This is a genomic window from Alcanivorax limicola (assembly GCF_019931215.1).
Lineage (GTDB): Bacteria > Pseudomonadota > Gammaproteobacteria > Pseudomonadales > Alcanivoracaceae > Isoalcanivorax > Isoalcanivorax limicola.
Genome location: NZ_JAIOUB010000001.1, coordinates 905348 through 927213, shown reverse-complemented (window position 1 = coordinate 927213; position 21866 = coordinate 905348). Strand labels below are relative to the sequence as shown.

Here is a 21866-nt window from a genome sequence, read left to right as displayed (position 1 = left end):
CAGCGGCCAGCAGTGTATGAAACGCCCGGGTGTCGTTCCCGGGCCGTGAGTCCCTCTTACCCAGAGGTGACACTACAACGGCGGCACTATAACGGTGACGCTACCAGCGTAATGGGGGCGACGAATGGATAAGACAACACGCATCGGACGGATACGCGCCGGATCGCTGAACGGACCGTGGCTGAACAGACAGTGGCTGGGCATACCACTGCTGATGCTCAGCGCAGGCGCGGTGTCGGCGCCATCGGACCTGATGGGGTTCTGCCCCGATGGCACCCTGGTGGTCAACGGCACCCTGCACGCCGGGGTGGACGAGCAGGCGCTGCGGCAGGACGAACAGCTGCTGCTGGACGCCTTTGCCGCAGCCGGTATCCGCTTGCCCGGCGATCGCATCTCGGATGACACCCTGCAAGCGGCAGTAACCGGCATCGCCATCAAGGCAGATGGCGTGGAGACCCTGCAGGGCAAAGAGGGCGCCGGCGGCACCCTTACGCTGAGCACACACTGGCGCCACGACGCCCTGGCGTCCGGTAACGCTGACAACCTGCGCCTGTCTTCATTCAGCGTCTCGTTCCAGAACTCGGCGCTCTCCAGCGACGATATCTCCGACCACGCCCAGCTGTCACTGGGCGACATGCCACTGTCTCGCTGGCCGCAGCGGCTGGTCGGCGGCCCACCAACCTGGGGATATGCGGACTGCTACCTGGAGCGGCAATGCCGCAATGAAGCGAAATCAGACAGCGGCCGGGCGGCGCTGGACCTTGTGACAGAACAACTGGCAGACGATCGCGGCCTGATGCTGTCCGATCCGGTGACCGGGCAATTTGCTGTGCTGCACACGGGCAGGCTGGGTGAGCGCATTCGGCAGATGATGGTGACCTGTGGACTGGTGGTGCTGGATTGATTCGCTGGACTAATGCACTGGATCGATAGCGCTGCATCGCAGGTGCGACCTTTGAAGAAATAGTAGTACCCTTGTCAGGTTCCGATGGTATGGATTTGCCGGGAGTTTCAGCATGAAAAGCAGATGGCTTGGTCGGGTAGTGTTGAGCGGCGCGCTCGTGGCAGGCGGCCTGTCATGGCAGGCCCCTGCGCTGGCCTATGATGATGAGGCAGAGCACCCCGAGCGCCTGATCTTTGTGGATGCCGACGTGTTTCTGACGCAGCTGAACACGCAGCTGCATCGCGGCGGCGATTACGAAGTGCTGTTTGTGGGCGGCAAAGTCAGTGCCAATGCCCTGCCGGATCGTATCAATCGCATGCTGAACAGCGTGCGCGATGCCGGTGGCGATATTCGCGTCATGGTCACGGCACCAGAGCCTGATGTGCGGGACCGCGGCCTGGATGCCGTGGTCGGCGGTGTGCGCGATTTCAGCCGCGCCGTGGACGGCCTGGAGCAACTGCTCACCAGCCGCGGCACCGTATCGCGCATGATGCGCGGCAATCCCTACCGCGGCTACGACGTGGAAATGCGCGTGGACCCGGACACCGCAGGCGTGGTGCAACTGCTGTTGGTAGAACGGCAATGAACCGGCTGGCCCTGATCCCGCTGTTGTGCCTGCTGCTGGCAGGTTGTGCTGCCTGGCCCGGGTCCTCATCACACACGCCGCCAGAGGCATCCCCGGAAACCGCCGCAACAGAAGGCCCGGCACGCATCACCTATCTTTTCGCTGGCGACTTCAATGCAGAGTTTTACCGCACACTGCGCCAGCAACCGGACCGATTACTGATCGACTTCCCCGGCCAGGACACCAGCATCAACAAACTCCCCGCCGATATCGCCGCACTGGTAGATGGCGCCGCAGAGCGGGGCAGTGGGGTGAAACTGGTGGCCTGGGATGATTCCGTGCAGATGCGCTCACTGGGCATGCTGGAGATCAAGGCGGTGATCGAAGGCGCGCGCTATCTGAGAGCGCTGGGACAACTGAGCCAGCGCGAAATGCAGCGGCTGCGTCAGCGCCAGCTGGGAGATTACGATATTGATCTACTGTTCGACCCGGAAAGCGGCCGCTTGCTGTACCTGCACCTCAAGCGACATAGCGAATCAGCGCCACCCCGGGCGTAACCCGGGGCCTCTCTGCGAGTATGGCGCGTCGGCGTACGTGTTATCTCGTACATGCCCTGAAGCACTGGCTCCACATGTAATGATCATCACGATGGCGCAGGTTGCACTGGTAGGAACACTGACTGGCACTGCTGCGGCCGCGCATCCGCACGTCGTCGTTTTCCAGCAGTTTCTGGTTTGAAATGTGCTCCTGGTACTCGGCCTTCTTGATCAGCAGCTGTTCTTCCAGTGTGCGGATCTCACTGGCGAGTTGCTGGGCTGTGGGGTCAACAGGTGCCGGGGCGTCGGCCATGCCGGTGGACGCGAGCAGCAGGGAAATCACGGCAAGCAGAATGCTCTGGGTGAGACGTTTCATCGCTAGACTCCTTTTGTGTTGTCAATGCGCCACGAAAATCATGGCCCAACACCTTGGAGGGAGCGATATCACGGATTGAACACTTCGTTGAACGTCAGCGCCCGCTGATGTTGAGAAACAACGCCTCAGCCAGCGGCTGCTCCCGGTGATACCGGGCGATATGCTGCACCGCGCTGAGCCAGTATGACGGCCCGCCGCGCTGCAACAGATACAGCGCCTGATCCGTGGCGGCGATGCCGTCCCCGGGCGCCGCATCCGGCGCCCCCGGCGGCAGCGACGGCGCCTCGGTAAACAGCACCGGATGGCGGCGGCAGTCATCACCGAAGCAGATGGTCAGCGCATACTCACCGGGCGTCACCGGTGGCAACGGCAACAGCGCCAGCTGCAACGCGGGCAGCATGAAGTGCTCGGCGATCAGTGTGCCGTCCTGGTGCAAGCGAATCACATCGGGCGGTGCCGCCCCGCGCCAGACAAAAAACAGCATGTCACCGATCGCCACCTGGCTCGGCTCTGCCGTGGGCAGCCACGGCATCGGGGTATGTTGCGTTGACCGAGACACCGCGCCCACGCTGCGCAATACATCCTCGTCGCGGCCCAGCAGCGACATGGCCCAGCTCACCAGATTACCGCCCACCCCGGGGTTGCTGTCCGGTTCACTGATCAATAACGGGCTGTTGTCCGCACTGACAACCTGCCGGGTGCCGTTGAGATCCAGCGTTGCGCGCGCCTGCCCCGGCGCCACCGTGATGCGCATTCCCGGATACAAGGGCTCCAGTGCCTGCAGCGCCCGCGTCTGGCCCTCATGCACCACCTGCACGGCAGCCGCATTACCCTGAATATCCAGCACATAACCGGCCACCGATGCCGCACTGGCTAATGGCGCTACGCAACACAGCAGCAGCGCCATTAGCCCGCGCCGATACCCGGCGGGATAGCGCTTGCGCCGAGACGTTTCATGCAGGATGGTCATGTTCTTCTCCGTTGACGGTAGTGCTTTGTCACCGACCCAGGCGGAAACGCATTCGCGGTCTTATCGGCGCCGACGGAAGATAAATCCCGGTTGCCGCCAGCCCCCGGAGTCAGGCAGATAAAAGCGCGGCTTCTACTGTTGGATGCAGGATAAAGGTTGGATCAGGCTACTATTGATTCAACACGTTGGAAACGACTTCTTGATAGGGCGTTGTTTTGCGCCCTGTCAAACGGCTCAACTGATGCCCATCGTCAAACAAGGCACCGCGAGACGCTTCTACGTCGCTGTCAGCCAATATGCTCGCCAAGCCCTCAGGTAAGCCCAGGCTGACCAGTACTCCGGCGTATTCAGCTTCTTCCAGGTTCTGATACCGGAAGGGGCGGCCGGACTGACGGCTGACTTCTTCTGCCAGTTCAGACAGCGTAAAAGCGTCATCACCTGCAAGCTCATAAGTACGCCCAGCCTGCTGTTCGGTAGACGTCAGCACAGCGACGGCCGCTTCGGCGTAGTCTGCGCGGGGCGCTGCGGCAATCCGACCGTCCCCGGCGGCGCCCACCAATGCGCCGTGGTCCAGCGATGGAAGGATGTTTTCTGCGTAGTTTTCCGTGTACCAGCCATTTCGCAAAATCACTGACGGCACGCCAGACTTCCGCAGATATGCTTCGGTCTCCTGGTGCTCCTGCGCCAATTGCATAGGGTTGGTATCGGCATGCAATATACTGGTATACGCCAACAAGGAAACCTTTGCCCGAAGTGCAGCATCAATAACATTCTTGTGTTGGCCGGTTCTCTGGCCCACTTCACTGGAGGATATCAACAACAGCTTGTTGACCCCTTCCAAACCGCTATCCAGAGTGTCTGGTTGTGCGTAGTCGAACCGCCGGACCACAACACCCAGCCCGGAAAGCTCTGTCGCTTTTTCAGGGTTCCGGACCCCGGCGATAATTCGAGAAGGGTCCAGGGTTTTTATCAAGTGCTGAATGACCAGACGACCCAGTTGACCAGTCGCACCTGTTATCAGTATCCGCGTAGTAGATTGAGTCATGATTATGATTTCCTGACATTGCACACTATTTTGAAGGTCTTTATCTGGAGCATGGTCTATTATGGAGACCATTAATCGAATCCGGAAGGAGGCAGTTTTTTGTGACCAGGTTACCTCTGAGTAACTCCCCTGCGCGGGAAGCTATTGCTGATCGCCTGAATCGGTGGAGTAGCGCGCCTTTTGACGCCTCGAAGTGTCCGGTGAGGGATGTTCTCGATCATCTCGGCGACAAGTGGACCACATTGATCTTGATGACCCTGGCCGAACAACCCAGGCGCTTCAGCCAGGTTCAGCGTAGGGTGCCTGACATTTCAAAACGGATGCTGACGCAAACATTGCGTCAGCTGGAAAGAGACGGCCTGGCTTTTCGAGAGGTGTTTCCAACCAAACCGCCCAGTGTGGAGTACCAGTTGTCTCCCTTGGGTGAATCCTTGCTGGGGCCCTTGTCGCAACTGGTGGATTGGGCAGAAGCCGCCCATGACAATATCCGGCAAGCGCGCTCGGCGTTTGATGCGTCAAATTGAGTCTGATCAGACGGGTAAGGAACTCATTTTTACCAGAACGGTTAGTCAGGATATCCAGCTAGCCCGGGTCAAACTCTCTTTCGGCCGACTCTATTTCGCCAGGGTGGAAGCGGAACGAGACGATTTCAGCCTGTGTTGTTTTTGCAGGTGCCGGACGCGGCTCACCCAACGGAAGAGCGTTACCGCCACCAGCGGCAACGCGAAATCAAGCCAGACGCCGGCGCGGAACCAGAGCATGCTCAGCGGCACGATAATCGCGACGACAACCAGCAGCGGCAGCACATTGGCCATCATCGGCGGCAGATATACCAGACAAGCCGACAGCACCAGCACCAGCAGCGTCGTCACCAGTAGCGTTTGCCACCACGCGGGCGGACGCGCCTGGCCGAAACGCTCCAGCGAGTGCATGGCATTGATCAGAATCAGCGGCCCGGGCATTTCTCCCAGTGGCGTGACATGCAAATCGCCGGATTCCACATGGCTGGCGCCGATTACCACCGTGCGCGCCCGCGCCAGATGATCGCCCAGCGGCGCTGTGTCCCCCAACAGGCTTTGCAGCGGAATGCGGATCAGGAACGGGCTTTGCTGGCCCAGATGATCATGCCGGAACCAGCCGTCATCAGGTGCGGCGGGCAAGGTATAAAGAATGCGTTCGGAGAGCTTGTCGTCGGCCAGATGCAGCGTCTGTGCGCCCAGCACCAGCGTCGGCAATGCCGGCTGGCGTGCCGCGTCACAGGCTGCCCCCGGCCAGGCAGCCAGCTGCGTGTGCAGCGCCGCGAGCTGCGATTGCTGCCGCGCCAGCGATACCAGTTGCACCGAAGGCAGTAACGCCGTGCGCCCGCCCTGGCAGATGATTTCCACCAGCCGCCAGTGGCGCACCCGGTGATCCGCATCCAGCGCAAAGAAGGGCGCCGCCCAGGTGACCGCGTTGCCCCCTGCGGGCAGGTCCCGGAACAGATCATCCAGCACCGTATCGCGGGGCATGCCGTAATGCGCAGCGCCCCGGGGCGGCGACACTGTGCGCATCAGCGTCAACGGCGGCGCATGCTCCGTCGCCTGCCAACGTGCCAGCACGGCCGCCAGGGGCGCCAGATCACGCAAACTGCGCCGGCTGAAATCAAAATCCACCACCACTTGCCGCGCCTGGCTGTCGATCAGGCGGGAGAGCACCTGCGCCAGCGTATCCGCCGGCGTTAACAACGGCTCGCCCAGTGCCTGCCAGGACGGCGTATCCAGATCAATCAGCAAATAAGGCGTGGCATGCTCGGCGGTGCCGGTGTTGGCGGTGATGCGCATCAGCCAGTCCAGCCCGGCAGATTGCTGGCGCGCCAACAGCGGATGGGACTGGAAAAGATGCAACGCCAACAACACCAGCATGGCAATCAGCAAATTGCCGGAGAACTGGCGCGACAAGGGCGACAGCGCATGCCAGCGCCGCTGCAGCGCTGCCGCTGTCCTGCTCACTCCGGCGTTGAGGCCTTGCCCGGCACGCGTGAACGCACGCTGCAAGCGTCGGCGCTTGGGCGAGGGGGGCGGTGAAGGCGGCGAATTGGCGGTCAAGAGAGCGTTACCATACGCGGGACAAATACCATGCTGGGCACTTACCATTGATAGTACGGGCCATGATAGTACAGGCCATGATAGTACAGGGTGGCCGGATGAGCTTGTTATAACATAAGGGCGTCAAGTCGGTGCCGAAAGTTCGGCGCCGACAGTACAGAGCCCACAAGATAAGAATGCCCGGGGTGCTTGTTTAAACAGGCCCGTGTCCAAACACACCGAGGCGTCCCTCCAAGAATCGATGAACCGTAACAGGGAAGGAGCGTACCCGATGAACATATGGCGATGCAGTGCCGATCATGGCAGTGACCACCGCAGTGGGTGGCAGGGCAGGAGACTTGCAGCTGTTGGGCTGGCAGTGCTGGGCTTGTTGTTCACCGCGATGGCCGCCGAGGCCAGCGCCCCGGCCCAGCATGCGCTGCTGGTCGGCGTTTCCGAGTATCCCGACCTGCACCCGGATCTCGCCCTGGACGGGCCCCGCAAGGACATCCCGCGCCTGCGCAGCCTGCTGCTGCAACAAGGCTTCGATGCCAAACAGATACGCGTGCTGGCAGACGGCGTGGACGGCGCCCACGGCCTGCCCACCCTGGCGGCCATCACCGACGCCATGGAACAACTGATCGACACCGTAAAAGCTGACGATCTGGTGTTCCTGCACTTCGCCGGCCACGGCAGCCAGTCGCCCACCGACGACCTGGAGAAAGAACCCGACGGCCTGAACGAACTGTTCCTGCCCCGTGATGTGAGCAACTGGAATTTCGAACAGAAAGAAATCCCCAACGCCCTCTACGACTACCAGGTAGGCGAATGGCTGGACGCCCTGCGCGGCAAGGGCGCCAATGTCTGGGTGGTGTTCGACAGCTGCCACGCCGGCACCATGACTCGCAGCGTCGCCGATGCCGACGTGCGTATGCGCCAGGTCACACCGGAAGCACTGGGCATTCCCGTTACCCGCACTCGCGGCGCTGCCGCCAGCAACCCGGCCGCTGCCACCCCCAGCTTCATGCAGCCGGGCGCGGGCGGCGAAGAAAGCGATAAGCGCGCCACCGGCGACCTGATCGCCTTCTTCGCCGCCCAGAGCCACGAAACCACCCCGGAAATGCGCCTGCCCCTGGGCGACCCGAACGCCGAATTCAACGGCCTCTTCACCTATACCTTTGCGCGCGTACTGGCCCAGAACCCCAACATCAGCTATCGCCAACTCGCCCAGATGATCATGGTGGAGTACAACGGCCTGCCCTGGCGCTCCAGCACCCCGCTGGTCACCGGCACCAACATGGACCGGCGCGTCTTCCACCGCGACGGCGACATCCCCACCCGCTACACGGTGCGCCGTGATGGCAGCCAACTGATCATGGATGCCGGGCAACTCAACGGCTTCGAGCCGGACGCTGTTGTGGCGCTGTATACCAGCGTCACGGCAACCGAACCCGCCTTCCGCGTTGTGGTGGAGGAGGCCTCCCTTGTCTCCAGCCGCGCCGCCATCCCCGAAGAGTTCGGCCGCGCCAGCGTCTGGGCACAGCTCGAGCGCCCCGCGCTGAGCGTCAGCCACCGGGTGCGCTGGGTGGGCACGCCCCCCGCGCCCTGGGACAAAGCGATCGACGCGCTGGATGAACACGATTTTCTGTCCCGCACGTTGCAATGGGTTGGTCCCGGCGAATCAGCGGATTTGTTATTGCATGTCGCCGACGGGCAGTTGTTCTTTATCGGCCGCGATGACCAGATTTCCTGCGCGCTGTTGAAAACACTTTCCCTGCCCGAAGCGTCAGGTTGCGAAGCCGTTCAGGCCGACCGGCTGCGCGCACTGGCTATCGACGGCGAGCCCGACGCCCGCGCCGCCACCGTGGTGCTGCACAACGGCCTGCAGCGCTGGGTGCGCGCCACTAACTTGCTGCGCACCGCCTCTGTTCTGCGCGGCGGCCGCGGCACCCTCGACACCCGCTTTGAATTCCGGCGCGGCGGCAGCGGCCCCTGGCAACCCTACGACCCGGCCAGCAGCCTGGCGCTGTACGCCGGCGACGAAGTCCGACTGGCCGTGACCAATCGCGGCCGCAGCGACGCCGACATCAGCGTGCTGTTCGTGGACAACGCCCACGGCATCTACCAACTCTGGCCCGAACCCGGCCAGGCCGGCCGCCTGGGCCCCGGCCAGACCGCCCAGGCACTGGCCCCCACCGAAGTCACCAGTGACACCGTCGGCGCCGAACAACTGCTGGTGCTGCACAACCCCGTCAGCCGCGGCGGCCCGCCGGTCAGCTACGCCTGGCTCGAACAATCCGGTATGGAATACAGCGCCCTGCGCGCCGCAGGCACGGACCCCCTGGGCAGCGGCGTCGCCGTGCGCGGCAGCCTCGGCTTGCTGGCCGAAGCCATCGGCGACATGCCCCTGACCCGAGGCCTGGGCACCGCTGCCCGCACCGGCGCCGCAGAAGCCGGCGCAGAAGTGATTCGCTGGGAAACCCGCACGCCCTGATGAATTAAGTAAAAAAAGTGCAGGGCCGTTTGGCCCTGCCTTCCAGTCCCTCCTACAGGACAAGACCCGAAGGTCGCTATCCCTGAGGAGGGCAGCCCCATGCATTCATTCAAGATACCATTCTTCAAGATGCTGTCTCTGGCATTGCTGACACTGCTGCTTGCCGCCTGTGGTGGCAGCAGCAGCGATGACAAGGGCGGCAATGGCTTCGTCAACCCGTCCAGCGTGCCGCTGATGACCAGCAACGCCCAGGGCAACATGACCGTGCTCAACACCACGGATGAAGCCCTGATCGTCAGCACATCACCCACCTTCAAGAACGGCAACGGCCGCATCTGGCGCCTCGCCGGCACCTCGGCTACCGTCGACCTGCGCAGTCTCGGTGGCCCCAATGACATCATCCGTCTGCACGTCATACGCGAGTCCGCCCTGCGGCAAGCCCGCAACGGCACACCGCTGGCAGAACTGGAAGTGATCACATCACCCGTCTTTACCGCCCGCGAAGGCGGCACCTGGAACCCCTATGGCGCACTCTGGGGCAGCCAGCACACCAAGACCGGCACACTGCTGGTGTGCAATTACACCGACGACATCATCGGCATCACCATCGGCAATCCGATGAACGCACTGGAAGGCCTGGTCAATCGCGGCGCCTGCAACGTCCCCCTGCGCCTGCCCGCAGACGGCCTGATGACCGTCTACGCCGTACAAATGCCCTCCCTGGCCGTGGTACGCCAGGCAGAAGTGGCGATCTTCGAAGGCCAGCGCAGCGAACTGGTGGTCGGCGAACAACAACTGCCGCCCGCACAAGCCACCCTGACGTTGACCTCCAACACCCCTTGGCACGTCAACGTGCGTAACGCCCTGACCGGCCAGCCCCTGTACAACAGCGCCTGCAATAACTGCAGCACTGTCATGGCAGGCGGCAGCGGCAACTTCATTATCCCGGCCAACATCGAAGTACAGATCGAAGTCACCACCACCGATGGCGTACACCGTGTACTGTCACCGATCGTCGCTGTAGCCACCGATGGTCGCGTGGATCTGGTGCTGCGGCGCGACGAACAGGGCGACCCGGAAATCATCGAAGCACCGCCCCTGGCCAACGGGATGTGCATGCCGGATGACAGCTACTGGATCAATTACTACTACTGCGGATAACTCATGCACCCGCATGCCGAAAGGCAAGCAGGGGCGGTCGGCCAGGCTGATCGCCCCTGCTGCGTGTTACGGGGTTGCCATCACATTTCCGGCGGGGCAGTATCAGGGCAGGGTTACTGGCATGCCGGACAAGCGCCCACCAACAGAGGTGCCGCCGCCACGCTATCAATATGCTGAAAATCATGATGCTCGCCACGCATGGGATGATGTGTGGGATGTCGGGTAGGGCGGTAGCGTGTTTGGTGTTCTGATCTTGCTTGCCAAGCTTGGGCGTCAGCGTGGCTCAAGGCTATCGTGGTTTGGACAGTGTTATTGGATTGAGAAAAGAAGAAGTCACGCGAACAGGGTATGCTCGATTGGTTTCATCTCTAACATATTGATTTGTATTGACTGTTTGTCATTATAAAAATACATATATTGTGATAGGCCGCGAGCGTCGTTATTGGATATATGCGCCGGCGTCCTAGTACCTGTTAGCTGCTCGGTCAAGGACAGATCATGGATCTCGTAAAAACATTTCTGGCACTGGTGCTTTTCGCCGCCTCTCCTGTATGGGCGAATCAAATCGACGTTGTTCTGCTGGGCGATGACGCCCGCATGAGCGTAATGGAGCAATGCCGTTCGAGCTGTTCGGCGCATGGGAACGTTCTCGGTGCACCAAGCCGGAGCAGCTCAGCCTCAGACGTCGCAAGCTATGCTCAGCATGCAAAACACGCCGTAATTGTTATCGACGCCACTCAGGGCCCGCTACCTATAACGCGAGAACACATTCAGATTGCACGGCAAGCTGGTGTACCTAGCTTGTCTATGATGTTTGTGAATATGCGTGGTCTCGAGGGGATGAGGGACGCCGGCGAGTTGGTCGAGCTAGTTGAGCTTGAGGTAAGAGAACTGATGAACGCCTACGCGATGGATGGCGACTCAGCGATGGTGTTCCACGACTCCAGAATCAGAGTGATCCCTAGCCTTCATACAAACGGCGTTGGACTCCAGCAAGTTCTTGAGCGAGTCTCCGCGACTCCACCGAGGAGACTGTTTGACGTCGCGTACCTTACCGGTACTCGTCTAGACTCCTACGTCTACGTGCTCACACCCGAAGAGTCGCGACTCTCCAGGTCATTGGCCAATGGCTCGGAGGTCGTGCTTTGGGTCAACGGACAGGTAGCAAGAGGAACCGTATCCGCAGGAGCATTAACCCCTGGAGACAACGGAGAGCTGGTGCTGCAGTTAACATCAGCGGTAAAGGCAACCGAGGGCTCGCGCTTCCTTCTGGAGCGAGATGGAAGAGTTGTCGGCATGGGCGTAGTTGTGCGCGTACGCAGCTAACCAGCAGGTGAACCGGACGCTCCGCCGCGTTGCGGCTCCGCGCCGGTTACCTTTTTCGTTATGCGGCATTTAACTGTCGGCGGAGCCGAAGATTGAACGAAAATCGCTATCTGCCATCGCTCGCTCTGGGCAGAAAGTTGGCAGACGCAGGGGGAGCGAGTGAGTAAAGGTACGAAAAAGAAGCGCAAAAAAGCAGGAAAAGGGGGGCGACGCAAGGATTCTCGCTTTTCTTCCCTAAATATCAGCTCGATCGATCAGCACAAGCGCGCCGGAAGCAAGTTAGTGCCTCCGTTGGCACAGATTCCGAATATGAAAACATCGTCTTGGTCGGATCACCATATGCCAGAGATGCTTTGGGCAGTGCTGCTCGCAAGCGTCCTAGAGCGAAGGCATTACCTAGATGTACTGCGGAAGGTGGTGGTGCAGTGCCGGAGTTGGTTCCTGCGAGAAGATGATGGGACCGTCGAAGAGCAGTCGCCAGATCCAGAGGTAGGCCTGAACTTTTCGATTGTCGCCGACCAAACGAAATTGGCGGAGGTTTCAGATGAGGAGTTCCACGATTTCATCAAGATACCTTTAGCTCACCCATTAGGTTATGCAGCCCTTCGACCGATTCTGCTCATTGAGGACCTCCCTGGAATTGCCAGATGGAAAAGATATGTCGATGCGGAACCGACGGAACACGATTGGAACACTCTTGCCCATGCGATTGCTAATGTTCTAGATCATCAATCGGAAGCATCTACCGACATCCGATGGTTTAAGGTCATTGTCGCTATCATGTCGGGTCGAATGCGGTTTCCAGCGTCCTTTGCCGATCGGCTTGAGGAGTTTCGATTGTTTCCTGACAAAGGCGACATGAGATCAGTTCGCCCTTCAATCCGCTCCATGGAAATGAGTCTCCGCCGCAACGACCCGGCGGAATGGACCGAGGGCTTCTGGGCACAGGTACTGCGCGACACAGTTTGTATAGACCCATCAGAAGGTGAAGGCTACACATTCATCGAAACTGGAATTGATCCCAACACCCTGTATGCTGCTCGTGATGGGGTTATACAAAAATTTCGTCGGAATATCCGAGCGGATCGCGTTGATGCTAAGCTGGACTCAGCTTTCGGACTGGTGCTTTACGCGCTTGGAATCTTAGAAGAGATTGGGATGCATCGCATCCACACAAGGATCGTTGGTGCAGTCGCGCTTAGGTCCCTCGCTGAGGTCTCCATAACAATCCATTACCTTGCGAAAACTGATTCGGCGGAAATGTGGCAGTCATACAGAGTCTATGGGGCTGGCCAGGCCAAACTTGCTTTTTTAAAGACCCAGCAGACGCACGGTGACCTACCGAATTTTATCGATGAGTCCATGCTTTACTCGATTGCCAACGAGGATACATGGCAAGAGTTCCTAAACATCGATGTTGGCCATTGGGCGGGCAGCAACTTGCGAAAACTTGCAATGGACTCAGGTGCAAAGGATATCTATGACAAATATTATGATTGGTCTTCGAGCTACATTCACGGAAACTGGGCAGCGGTACGTGACACAAACTTCGTGACTTGCCACAACCCGCTGCATCGGCTGCACCGGATACCAAGGGTGGCTCACCGTAGTTTGAGGTCGGTGGAGCCGGATGCAGTCAAACTGGTAAATGAAATGATTGGCATTCTAGAAGGGTTATTCCCCAGCGATGAGATAATTCCTCGCGTCGCTTTAGGAGAGCCGGAATCAAGCGCTACAGCGCCCAATACCGATCAGGATAATGAGTCATCGAGTTAGTAAGCACCGACTGGGTCAGAAAAAAGACGGTAGCCCCCCGATTTAACGTGGATGCCGCATAACAATCGCATGCACCTGACCAGCTACAGCGAGCTTTGCCCGCTTCCGCCGGCAGGTGATGCGGAGCGAGCCCAGCACAAACAGGAGTGGCCAGAAAAATGAAGCGAGACATGGACCTTGTTAGAAAGCTGCTCTTCTACTTCGAGGAAAAGCCTGATTCTGGCCATGTGAAGGTCCCCTCGATTGACGGATATGAAGAACCCCTGATCAAGTACCACTGCAATCTGCTGTATGACGCAGGCCTCTTGAACTGCGAACCGATCAAATCGAGCACCAGTGATAGGGTTATCTCGGTTGTTCCATTTGACCTAACCTGGGCTGGGCATGAGTTCCTAGACAAAGTGCGTGCTGACACCACATGGAATCGGATCAAGACGCTGGCGCAGGAAATGAGCCTCAGCCTGTCCTTCAACATTGTTAACGAGTTGGCGCAACGTCTGGCTCTGTCGGAAATTACCGGTTAGGCCCAACAATTCGCTGCAGGCGCGACGCCCCTGACGGGCCGCTGCGCGAGCTCAAACGTTAGGCTAAAAAATATGCCAGTTATTTACGAAGGGAGAACTGACGGAAGCAATGGGGTTAGATATGTGCATATCTCACTCGTGCGCTTTTATTTGGATCAAGCACATGAGAATGCTCTTAGCGCAAAGCTCGAGCACCAAGATGGCATTGTTCTTTCAACAAGTATCGTGGGAATTCTGTTTTCCGCTATGTCTATCGAAGCTTTTGTAAATGAGATATGCGAAGATATAATCCATGCAGATGAAATAAATGATTTCATTCATTTGAGAAAAAAATACAAGAAGATCAATGGCGAGTCCTCGGTTGGTGCGAAAGTGAGAATACTTCTCGCGTAAAAATTCGATCAAGCAGTCCCTGATGATATAAGGTCTGACATTGAAGAAACGGTATCTCTTAGAAATAATCTATCTCATTACAAGCTAAGAATTATATACCCATCAGGCAGAGATGTGGGCGTAAAGAATATAAAGTTATCGATAGATTCTATTATAAAATTGTCTGTTAGTCCTTGGGCGCCAGATGCTTTTTTTGAGGTTATAAAAGATGCAATAAAAAATATTGATAAGTGCAAAGATATTAAGATAGGGAAATCCTCACTTATAGATAACGAGGAATGGCGGAATATAGGTGATCGGATTGCATAACAATGCCGTGCATGCGACAAGCGCATGATGGCGGGCGTTGGCGGTACACTTTGACTTCCAGCGGCGCTTCGTCCAGATGGAGCAAGAATGTGTTTTAGGGTGAGAACATGGCAGATGTAGAATCGCGAAGCAGCGACAGCTTTAGCAGCACAGACAGTTTCCAAATGGCTCTCGAATACCTTCGGCAGAACAGATTGCTGGCTGAGGCTGAATTTCTGCATTTTACCCGTAAATGCGGGCTTCCTATAAAAGGAGTTGTCCGAGGAGATCCGGGAGATTTCCTTCAGCGTGGGTGGCTCAATACAGATGGAGTAAGGGGCGACGGTGAACCTCTGTTTCACCCTTTTCGGATATATGTTGCTCATAAGCTCCTTTGCATATTACGGCCTGTATCAGAGGAGGTTGATGCGGTCGCCTCAAGCTGTAATCGTATTGTAGATATTGCGGTGCTTCTGGAACCGCTTTACTGGCCCTTGATCACTGACAAGGTTACTTGGCCTGGAGCCGTATCCGAGGACGAGCACGCGACTCACTTGCAGGAATACCGTCCGAAAGTGCTAGAGTTAGTTCGAGCGCTCAACCCAGAAGAGTGGAAAGTGCTGCACGAAAATCTAAGGCAGGATGCGGCTAGCGTAGACGACAACCCGGATCTCTACTTGCTTCTGCGACTCTCTACTTGGTCTGCTAGGGAAAATCTCAAAGGAAAGGTAGCTGCTGGTGTATGGTTTCGGCACATGGCAGAAGTACTACGGAGGGCTTTTGAGGAAGTCCACGGTGCAAGTTGGCCCGAGGAGGACAATGCCTTTGGCGTCTGGATGAAAGGAGCACGAACGCTGGCCTACGGCTCAGAGACTCCACTAGAGAACCTCGCTGAAGCGAGGCATCATGTCGCGGTGAACTTTGGTCTTATTACTGGCAGCGTGGTGCGTTGGTATGTTGAAGGCGACACGGAATACCACGCGGTTCTAACTCTTTTGCCAGAACCTGGGCGTTGTAACATTGAGCTCGTTAATCTTAAAGGAAACCTCGCCAGCGGTAAGGGCAACATAGCTTTGAAGCTGGAGGATGGCCTTTTCCAAGACAGAAAGCTCCGCCGCTTCAGTTTCCTTTCTTTCGATATGGACGTAGCCGCGAACGTAAAGTTGGTACGCCGACAGGTGGAGCAAGGTCGGATTGTTGGCCATATAGCAGCGCACCAGCCTGATTTTGAGTTTGCTAATTTCGATCTGAAAGAATTATTAGAGGTGGCTGCTAGAATCGACGAGAAAGCTGGCTTCTCCGCTGACGACTTGCGCCGCGCGACCTGGAGCGATGTTTCAGGAGGAAGGCAGTTTGAGAGACGTTACATGGAAGTTTCAAAACGACGTCAATCCCTTAAAGGGGAGGAGTGGGGCAAGGCGTTAGCTGAGTACGCTGCCGATCAACCAGAGCGGGATGGAAGTGAGCGTCCGTTTCTGGCCGAGCTGAAGGCGGCCCTGCGTGCCAGGCAGGTTAAGTATGATCAACACCGAGACGAATACTCCTACGATCCAGCATCTTTCAAGATTGTGCCTAAGAGGAAATCTTAAGAGGAATAGAGCGACGCTAGCAAGGCTAAGCACAGCGACAGTCTTTTCGTTACGGCTTTGCCTCCACTACAAAGCTGCGCGTGTTAGCAGCCTTAGCAGAAGGGAAGGAAATGAGTCACATGGACAAGTTGGTGAGTCTATTAACGCTGGGGAAACAGGAACGTACATTCGCTGAGGTGCACTCGATCTTCTTGGTCCTGCTCGGAGCGTTGTCTTTTATTGTTGCGGGGTATTGGGGGCTGGCTTTATCCACTGTCATCCTTGATCTCATTGAAAAGACTAACAAATATGGGTTGCCGCCGCTGGCGGTTGGCTTGTGGTTTCTGGTCGGAATATATGCAGCAATTACTTGGTGCTTTGGCTGTATTGCATCGCGCTGCCATGCGGTTCTCTACGAAAAGTGGTTTAAGTGATTTTTTCGGCTAACAAGTGGCGCCAGTCTGACCAAGCCTTCGCTCCTTCGTCGCTACAGTTTGCCCGCTGCGCCGGTCGTTAGCTCGAATACAAGGTCTGCCTACGCTGTGTGCTTGACATTGATTTAAGGGCGAATAGAGAAATTATGAATGCTTAGCTTACTATCAAAATTGTTCGGAAAAGGAAGAGCCCCAGATGCCCAAAGTTCCACGGGATTGACGCGTACTGCCCGAAGCTCAAATAGAGAATCCGGTAGGCGGGAACCCCCGAGGGAGCTCGATTGGTCCCAAGCTAAGTATGTCCCGCTGCCACCATCACCGCCGACCTGGGAGGTGGACGGGCGTGATGAGTTTCACCGTGAGTGCAATGACCCATCGATTGGTCCTGTGTTTCAGGCTGGATTCAAGAATCAGCACACTAAGGTCGTGAAGCTCGCGGGTGATTTACCTCCAAAGCAACGGCAGGGACGAGTCGGGGAGGTTATAGCCAAAGCGTATGGCAAACTGATTATGCAGCGGGTGAAGTCTGGGCAGCTAGCGGCGGCGGCAAAGCAATCTGTTGAAATGTTCGAACGTGTCCCTGATCACGTCAAGGACGTTGATTTACGTCGCTTCAATCGTATCTTGCAAGAGATGGGGAAGTCGGGCACAAAGCATGGCTACGAACCGGTGGATGTCGCAAGCTCCTCATCATTACCGCTGTTTGAAGCATCGGAAGATGCCCCTTGGACGCTTGTAGGCGAGCGAAAGCTGAAGAGTGACGAGCGGCCAGATCCTGCCTTTACTATTGCTGTCATCGATGCCAGAGGGACTTGGTTGATCGACCGTTCCGGGGCCAGTGCGCCCTCATCAGGGGTGAAGAGCGTACTTCGTAGAATGGATCGACATGGGGCGCTAGTTGGTGAAAAAACTCTGTACCATGATGCCTATCGAACCGGAATCGGTGCCGCTGGTTCCGGTATAGCGATCATGGATTCCAGCGGATTGCTCCATGCCTACGACGAGGAGCTGAACATCATAACCGAGTCAAATTTGTGCGAGGACTCCCGTGTCGTTGACCACTTCCGGACAATCGACACAGATTACTGGGGTGAGTTTAAGTCCCAGGTTCGTGCCGTGGATGTTGCTCCTGAGGGTGATCGGTATCTTTTTACGCTAGCCGACGAAGCTTGGTGCTGCACGGTCTCTGGCGATGCAGTCTGGGGGCTCGTTATGCCACTGAAGGAAGGTTGGAAGCGTGTTGTGGGACGCAGCGAACGCTTTGGCGTGGCTCAAGACGTTGAGGAGGCGCTACAGCTTTTCGGGCTGTCTCTACCCGTTGATCCAACGGATATCAAGCAAAAATACCGTAGGTTGGCGCAGGCTCACCACCCGGACCGCAATGCTGGGGATCCGTCTGCTACCGAGAGAATGAAAGCTTTGAACGCTGCGTTCGAAATTTTGACCGGTGTCGATCCGAACACGCTTGGATACGAAGAATCTGATGTTACGTATTTTTCCCGGACCGGTCCCGACTACGTTATGGAGATCGAGGGCCTTCGACTCGAGATCACCATGACAGGAGGAGTGCCGCAAGATTGGGTCTACGCGGCAAGTTTTGCTGCTGTGGATGGTGGCGCTTATCTGGCTACATACTCTGGCAAAGTCATCCGAGTTTCTAGAAAGGGGCAGCCCGAGGTGGTGTACGACATTGGGGCCTGCCCGAAGGAAATCGTTGATGTTGGCCGGTATACCTACTTCCTTACACCAACTCGATTATACATCATAGAAGATAGCGCGAAGCTTGCAGCATTTCTTGACGTCTTCCAGCAGGGACGGTTGCTGGTAACGCAAGCGGGATTTGGCTTGCTCACAGGAAAACAGTTCCAGTGGTTCGCGCATGATGGACTGAAAGCTGGCGAACTGACGACGAGAGACCCTATAAGGGCAATTTACGCCACCGATAGTGGGGTGGTTGTCCAAACTCGACAGCATCAAGTCGAAATTCAGGGGCTTTTGATGTGAAACCCATGACGTCAGAGGTCATTGGTGACGTCACCGAGGAGCTAACAACAGCGTCAACCCGGACCGGCTTTTCCGCTGATCCTCCAAACCCGCCTGATCTGTAACCACTTTCTCGAACAGATATTTCTGTTCATGAGAGAGGTGCAGCATGGGACACACCCGGAAGAGAGACTACGACTGCTATACTCTGGCCTACAAACTCCAGGCCGTTAAGCTGGCCAATCATCCTGACGTTAGATCGAAGGATTTGGCCGAGTTCCTTGGCATCCAGCCGGCGATGCTATACCGGTGGCAGATGGAGTATCGTCGAGGGGAGCTGAAGGAGAACAAGCATATGAAGCCTATTGCCCCGTCTCCCAAGCGGCGTCCTGATCGCGCAGATCCTGTGCGTGAGGCCGAGGACAAGCTCGCCGCTGCAAAGAAGAAGGTCAAGAAGTTGGAACGAGAGCAGGCCAGACGCAGCGAGGAGATCGATCTGCTAAAAAAGGCCGAGCGGTTCTTCCAGCGAAGAAAGCAGAGCTCAGCGAGCTGGCAGAGAAGAACTGCGAGTTTGCCCTTAAAGTGGTAAGGAATCACCCGTTGTTGGCAGTGTTAGGCTTTTGAGAGGGAAGCTATGAGTCATCCAGAGCTCTGGCAGATGCACTTTTCTCTGTACCCAGAGAAAGTGCGTTGGGCGTTGGACTACAAGCGTGTGCCGCACATCCGGCACTCGCTGCTTCCTGGGCCGCATGCTGTGCGGTTGATCGCCCGCTTTGGCCAGAAAGCAATGCCAATATTGCGTCATGAAGGCAACGTGCTGAAGACTTCGGCTGCCGTGCTTGACTATGTGGAGCAGACTTGGCCCGAGTTGCCACTGTACCCGGAAGATCCCGACTCGCGTGCACAAGCGTTGGCGCTGCAGAAATGGTTTGATGACAAGATCGGCCCTGCCGTACGACGCGCCGGGTTCTATGAAATGTTGCCGCATACCGAATATAGCGCGCGTCGTATCGCCACAGGCTTGCCTGAATGGCAGCAGAGACTGTATGTGTCTGCATTTCCGGCTATCCGAGCGATCATGATGCTTGATATGCAGATCAATGCGGCTGGCGCTGAAGCCGGTTGTACGTTGACCCAGGAAGCATTGGATTTTGTTGCGCGAAATTCTGAGCGGACGGGTTACCTGGTCGGTGATCGCTTCAGCGTTGCAGACCTCACCGCCGCCACCATTTTGTTCCCCACCTGCTTGCCGTCAGAGTACCCGGTTGATATTCCAAGGCCACTACCGTCCGGGTGGGAGCACTGGCTGGAACGTTGGCGGAATCACCCAGGCTGCGAATACGTAAGGCGCATCTACCGTGAGCATCGTGGAGTAAGCGCGGCGGTCGGTGGGTAAGTGTTGGACTTGCCTCATTGCAGTGGCCACTTCCAGGTCAGGGCATGGCTAAAGTATCCACGGAAGTGATAGCAGATAAGGTAGATATGCTTCCGGCGCTCGGCTATCTGAGGCCGGTGGAGTGCCAGAAAATGACAGGGTGAAATGAAGCATGCCCATTTGATTTAGGCGAACCAGCGCTGGCCAGCCAGCGGGCGGAGAGGTAGTAAACTATGATGGCTCTATATATTGCTGCGGTGTTGATCTTCATGCTCGGTTTGGCGCATTCGGTGCTGGGCGAGCGCTTTATCCTTACTCGCTTGTTCCGCCGGGACGCGTTGCCCAAGCTCTTCGGTGGCACCGAGTTCACGGCTCGTACCCTTCGCTTTGCGTGGCACATTACCACCGTCGCCTGGTGGGGTATTGCGTTGCTGCTCTGGTTGGCGGCGTCCGGCGATCTGACGACGGAGTCAGTCCTGGTCGTCCTGGGTTACACGGTGGTTATTTCAGGAATCCTCCCGTTAGTGATTACCCGTGGCCGGCATCTGTCCTGGGTTGTCCTGTTTTTGGCGGGAGGTTTAGTGCTGTGGTACGCAGGCGCCTGACACATCACTCAGGTTAGCTCAGGCCCTTCCGCGCCGCTCCCTATGCGCCGCTGGCTCCACCCGGTGCCAAGCGAAGTGATGGAAAGAGTCCCGCCACACCGGGGCATCGCAGTTGAGCAGGCGGCGCGCTGGGGAGGAGTCCTCACGGGCCACTCAGTGCGCCAGTGCCTGGCAGGAATGTTAGACTGCCGCCCATCATCCACTAGCCATCCGAGTTACCCAGGAAAAGTAGACACCTGATTTCCACTTTACGCGGCTGGGACGGCTTCCGGTTCATCCCTCCCTGGGCAGAGCAGATAGGGTCTTGTGCCGGGACAAGCAGGGGCGGTCAGCCAAGCTGACCGCCCCTGCTGCGTTTTACGGGGTTGCCATCACATTTCTGGTGGGCAGCACCAGTGCAACGTTACGGCGATCAGACCCGCTGTCACGCACCCACCGGCCTGCGATGGAAGATGCCAATCACCGGCGCGCCATGGGCGCGCATGACGGGCTCGATCTCGCGGAACAGGGCGTGGTAGTGATAGAACGGCACGCGAGGAAATGCGTGGTGGATCGAGTGCAGGTTCTGACCAAACCAGAACCATTCGAGAGGCTTCATCCAGACCGGCATGATCAGGCTGTTGGTGTTGCGATAGCGCGCCGGCTCTTCGTATGGCAGGTGCGGGCGGTAGGCGAACCAGTAGGCGGTGAATAAGCCGCCGGGCAGGAAGCCTGCGATCAGCAACACGAGGGTCGACACAGCCGGGAAGAACGCAAAGAAAGCCAGGCGCCAACCGATCGCCAGCGCCACTTCGGCGAAGTAGATGGCACGTTCGCGCCGCGGCATTGTCGCCCAGTGGTCGCGAAACAGGAAGGTGTTCTGTGTCCACAGAAACTTGAAGCCGTAGACGATGAAGGCCACAAAGCCGTGACGCATCCCGCTGACGATGAAGTCCGGGTCTTTGTCCGGTTGGTTGGTATAGCGATGGTGGGTGAAGTGCTCCACCTTGTGCGTGGAGTAGGGCACCATGATCAGCGGCGCGACGAGGTAGCCACAGAGATTGTTGAGCCATTGCAGTCGCTGGTGGCTGCCGTGAATGTTGCCATGGGCGGCCTCGTGCAGCGGCGTGTACGACATATACGTCAGCGCGGCATAGATCAGCGTCGCTGCCCACAGGGGAGTCACGCCGGCCACGAACAGCCAGAGGTTGGCGACAAAGGCCATCAGCACGAGCGCCACCATGATGACTGTCGGCCACGCCAGTCCACCTGTATACTTTTTCGAGATGGCAATTGCCTGCTTGTTCAGCGCATTCAGGTCCTGCTCCATGGGGCACTCCGAGCTTATATTGACGAGCTTCCAATCTAGGGGGCGCTGGCGATGCGCGACAGCGCATTCGCGGCCTTCGGCAGGGCATATCCGGCCAACCAGCAGTAATAAGTAGCGGTGGCGGTTAATAAG

The 21866-nt window shown here is 57.6% G+C and carries 21 protein-coding genes; 16 read left to right on the top strand and 5 right to left on the bottom strand.

Annotation, left to right across the window (positions count from 1 at the left end; all coding sequences use genetic code 11):
- The first annotated feature begins 124 nt into the window (after positions 1-124).
- The 3 genes from K8B33_RS04050 to K8B33_RS04040 all read left to right on the top strand — a co-directional run bounded on the left by K8B33_RS04050 (position 125) and on the right by K8B33_RS04040 (position 2065).
- On the top strand, positions 125-904 hold the full coding sequence (locus tag K8B33_RS04050; protein WP_223423595.1) for a hypothetical protein: 780 nt from the start codon (positions 125-127) through the stop codon (positions 902-904).
- A gap of 112 nt (positions 905-1016) precedes the next feature.
- Positions 1017-1529 carry a hypothetical protein gene (locus K8B33_RS04045; RefSeq protein WP_223423593.1) on the top strand — a complete coding sequence of 171 codons (513 nt, stop codon included), beginning with the start codon at positions 1017-1019 and terminating at the stop codon, positions 1527-1529.
- Entirely contained in the window at positions 1526-2065 is a 540-nt protein-coding gene (locus K8B33_RS04040; protein ID WP_223423591.1) for a hypothetical protein, read from the top strand. The genes K8B33_RS04045 and K8B33_RS04040 overlap by 4 nt, the downstream gene beginning before the upstream one ends.
- A 40-nt stretch (positions 2066-2105) precedes the next feature.
- Here K8B33_RS04040 and K8B33_RS04035 read toward each other — a convergent pair whose 3' ends face one another.
- The 3 genes from K8B33_RS04035 to K8B33_RS04025 all read right to left on the bottom strand — a co-directional run bounded on the left by K8B33_RS04035 (position 2106) and on the right by K8B33_RS04025 (position 4435).
- The gene (locus tag K8B33_RS04035; RefSeq protein ID WP_223423589.1) at positions 2106-2420 is read right to left on the bottom strand and encodes a hypothetical protein; all 315 of its coding nucleotides are present in this window, start codon (positions 2418-2420) and stop codon (positions 2106-2108) included.
- Positions 2421-2514: 94 nt separating this feature from the next.
- Positions 2515-3390 (bottom strand): hypothetical protein, encoded by an 876-nt coding sequence (locus tag K8B33_RS04030; protein WP_223423586.1) that lies wholly within the window; start codon positions 3388-3390, stop codon positions 2515-2517.
- 169 nt (positions 3391-3559) lie between these two features.
- Positions 3560-4435 (bottom strand): SDR family oxidoreductase, encoded by an 876-nt coding sequence (locus K8B33_RS04025; RefSeq protein ID WP_223423583.1) that lies wholly within the window; start codon positions 4433-4435, stop codon positions 3560-3562.
- 101 nt (positions 4436-4536) lie between these two features.
- Here K8B33_RS04025 and K8B33_RS04020 point away from each other — a divergent pair, with 101 nt between their 5' ends.
- Positions 4537-4959 carry a winged helix-turn-helix transcriptional regulator gene (locus tag K8B33_RS04020; protein WP_223423581.1) on the top strand — a complete coding sequence of 141 codons (423 nt, stop codon included), beginning with the start codon at positions 4537-4539 and terminating at the stop codon, positions 4957-4959.
- A 90-nt stretch (positions 4960-5049) separates the two neighbouring features.
- On the opposite strand, the gene K8B33_RS04015 is transcribed toward K8B33_RS04020, so the two are convergent.
- Positions 5050-6423, bottom strand: coding sequence for a CHASE2 domain-containing protein (locus K8B33_RS04015; protein WP_223423579.1), 1374 nt, complete (start codon positions 6421-6423; stop codon positions 5050-5052).
- A gap of 367 nt (positions 6424-6790) precedes the next feature.
- On the opposite strand from K8B33_RS04015, the gene K8B33_RS04010 reads away from it, so the two are divergent.
- From K8B33_RS04010 to K8B33_RS03955, 12 genes are all read left to right on the top strand, one after another.
- Positions 6791-8992, top strand: coding sequence for a caspase family protein (locus K8B33_RS04010; RefSeq protein ID WP_223423577.1), 2202 nt, complete (start codon positions 6791-6793; stop codon positions 8990-8992).
- Between the two features lie 99 nt (positions 8993-9091).
- Positions 9092-10153: a hypothetical protein gene (locus tag K8B33_RS04005; RefSeq protein ID WP_223423574.1), complete on the top strand. Its 1062-nt coding sequence runs from the start codon at positions 9092-9094 to the stop codon at positions 10151-10153.
- Positions 10154-10651: 498 nt separating this feature from the next.
- Positions 10652-11479 carry a GTP-binding protein gene (locus K8B33_RS04000; RefSeq protein ID WP_223423572.1) on the top strand — a complete coding sequence of 276 codons (828 nt, stop codon included), beginning with the start codon at positions 10652-10654 and terminating at the stop codon, positions 11477-11479.
- A 159-nt stretch (positions 11480-11638) separates the two neighbouring features.
- Positions 11639-13255, top strand: a complete 1617-nt coding sequence (locus K8B33_RS16195; protein ID WP_223423569.1) for a DUF5677 domain-containing protein — start codon at positions 11639-11641, stop codon at positions 13253-13255.
- A gap of 158 nt (positions 13256-13413) precedes the next feature.
- Entirely contained in the window at positions 13414-13779 is a 366-nt protein-coding gene (locus tag K8B33_RS03990) for a DUF2513 domain-containing protein (RefSeq protein WP_223423565.1), read from the top strand.
- 72 nt (positions 13780-13851) lie between these two features.
- Positions 13852-14172 (top strand): hypothetical protein, encoded by a 321-nt coding sequence (locus K8B33_RS03985; protein WP_223423562.1) that lies wholly within the window; start codon positions 13852-13854, stop codon positions 14170-14172.
- Between the two features lie 416 nt (positions 14173-14588).
- The gene (locus tag K8B33_RS03980) at positions 14589-16049 is read left to right on the top strand and encodes a hypothetical protein (protein ID WP_223423560.1); all 1461 of its coding nucleotides are present in this window, start codon (positions 14589-14591) and stop codon (positions 16047-16049) included.
- Between the two features lie 119 nt (positions 16050-16168).
- Complete coding sequence (locus K8B33_RS03975; protein ID WP_223423557.1) at positions 16169-16462, top strand: hypothetical protein; 294 nt, start codon at positions 16169-16171, stop codon at positions 16460-16462.
- A gap of 333 nt (positions 16463-16795) precedes the next feature.
- Entirely contained in the window at positions 16796-18466 is a 1671-nt protein-coding gene (locus K8B33_RS16190; protein ID WP_223423555.1) for a J domain-containing protein, read from the top strand.
- Between the two features lie 148 nt (positions 18467-18614).
- Positions 18615-19034 (top strand): transposase, encoded by a 420-nt coding sequence (locus K8B33_RS03965; protein WP_223423553.1) that lies wholly within the window; start codon positions 18615-18617, stop codon positions 19032-19034.
- Between the two features lie 45 nt (positions 19035-19079).
- Positions 19080-19841, top strand: coding sequence for a glutathione S-transferase family protein (locus K8B33_RS03960; RefSeq protein ID WP_223423551.1), 762 nt, complete (start codon positions 19080-19082; stop codon positions 19839-19841).
- A 212-nt stretch (positions 19842-20053) separates the two neighbouring features.
- Positions 20054-20425: a hypothetical protein gene (locus tag K8B33_RS03955; RefSeq protein WP_111656277.1), complete on the top strand. Its 372-nt coding sequence runs from the start codon at positions 20054-20056 to the stop codon at positions 20423-20425.
- Between the two features lie 424 nt (positions 20426-20849).
- On the opposite strand, the gene K8B33_RS03950 is transcribed toward K8B33_RS03955, so the two are convergent.
- Positions 20850-21734, bottom strand: a complete 885-nt coding sequence (locus tag K8B33_RS03950; protein WP_223423549.1) for a fatty acid desaturase family protein — start codon at positions 21732-21734, stop codon at positions 20850-20852.
- Positions 21735-21866: the final 132 nt, after the last annotated feature.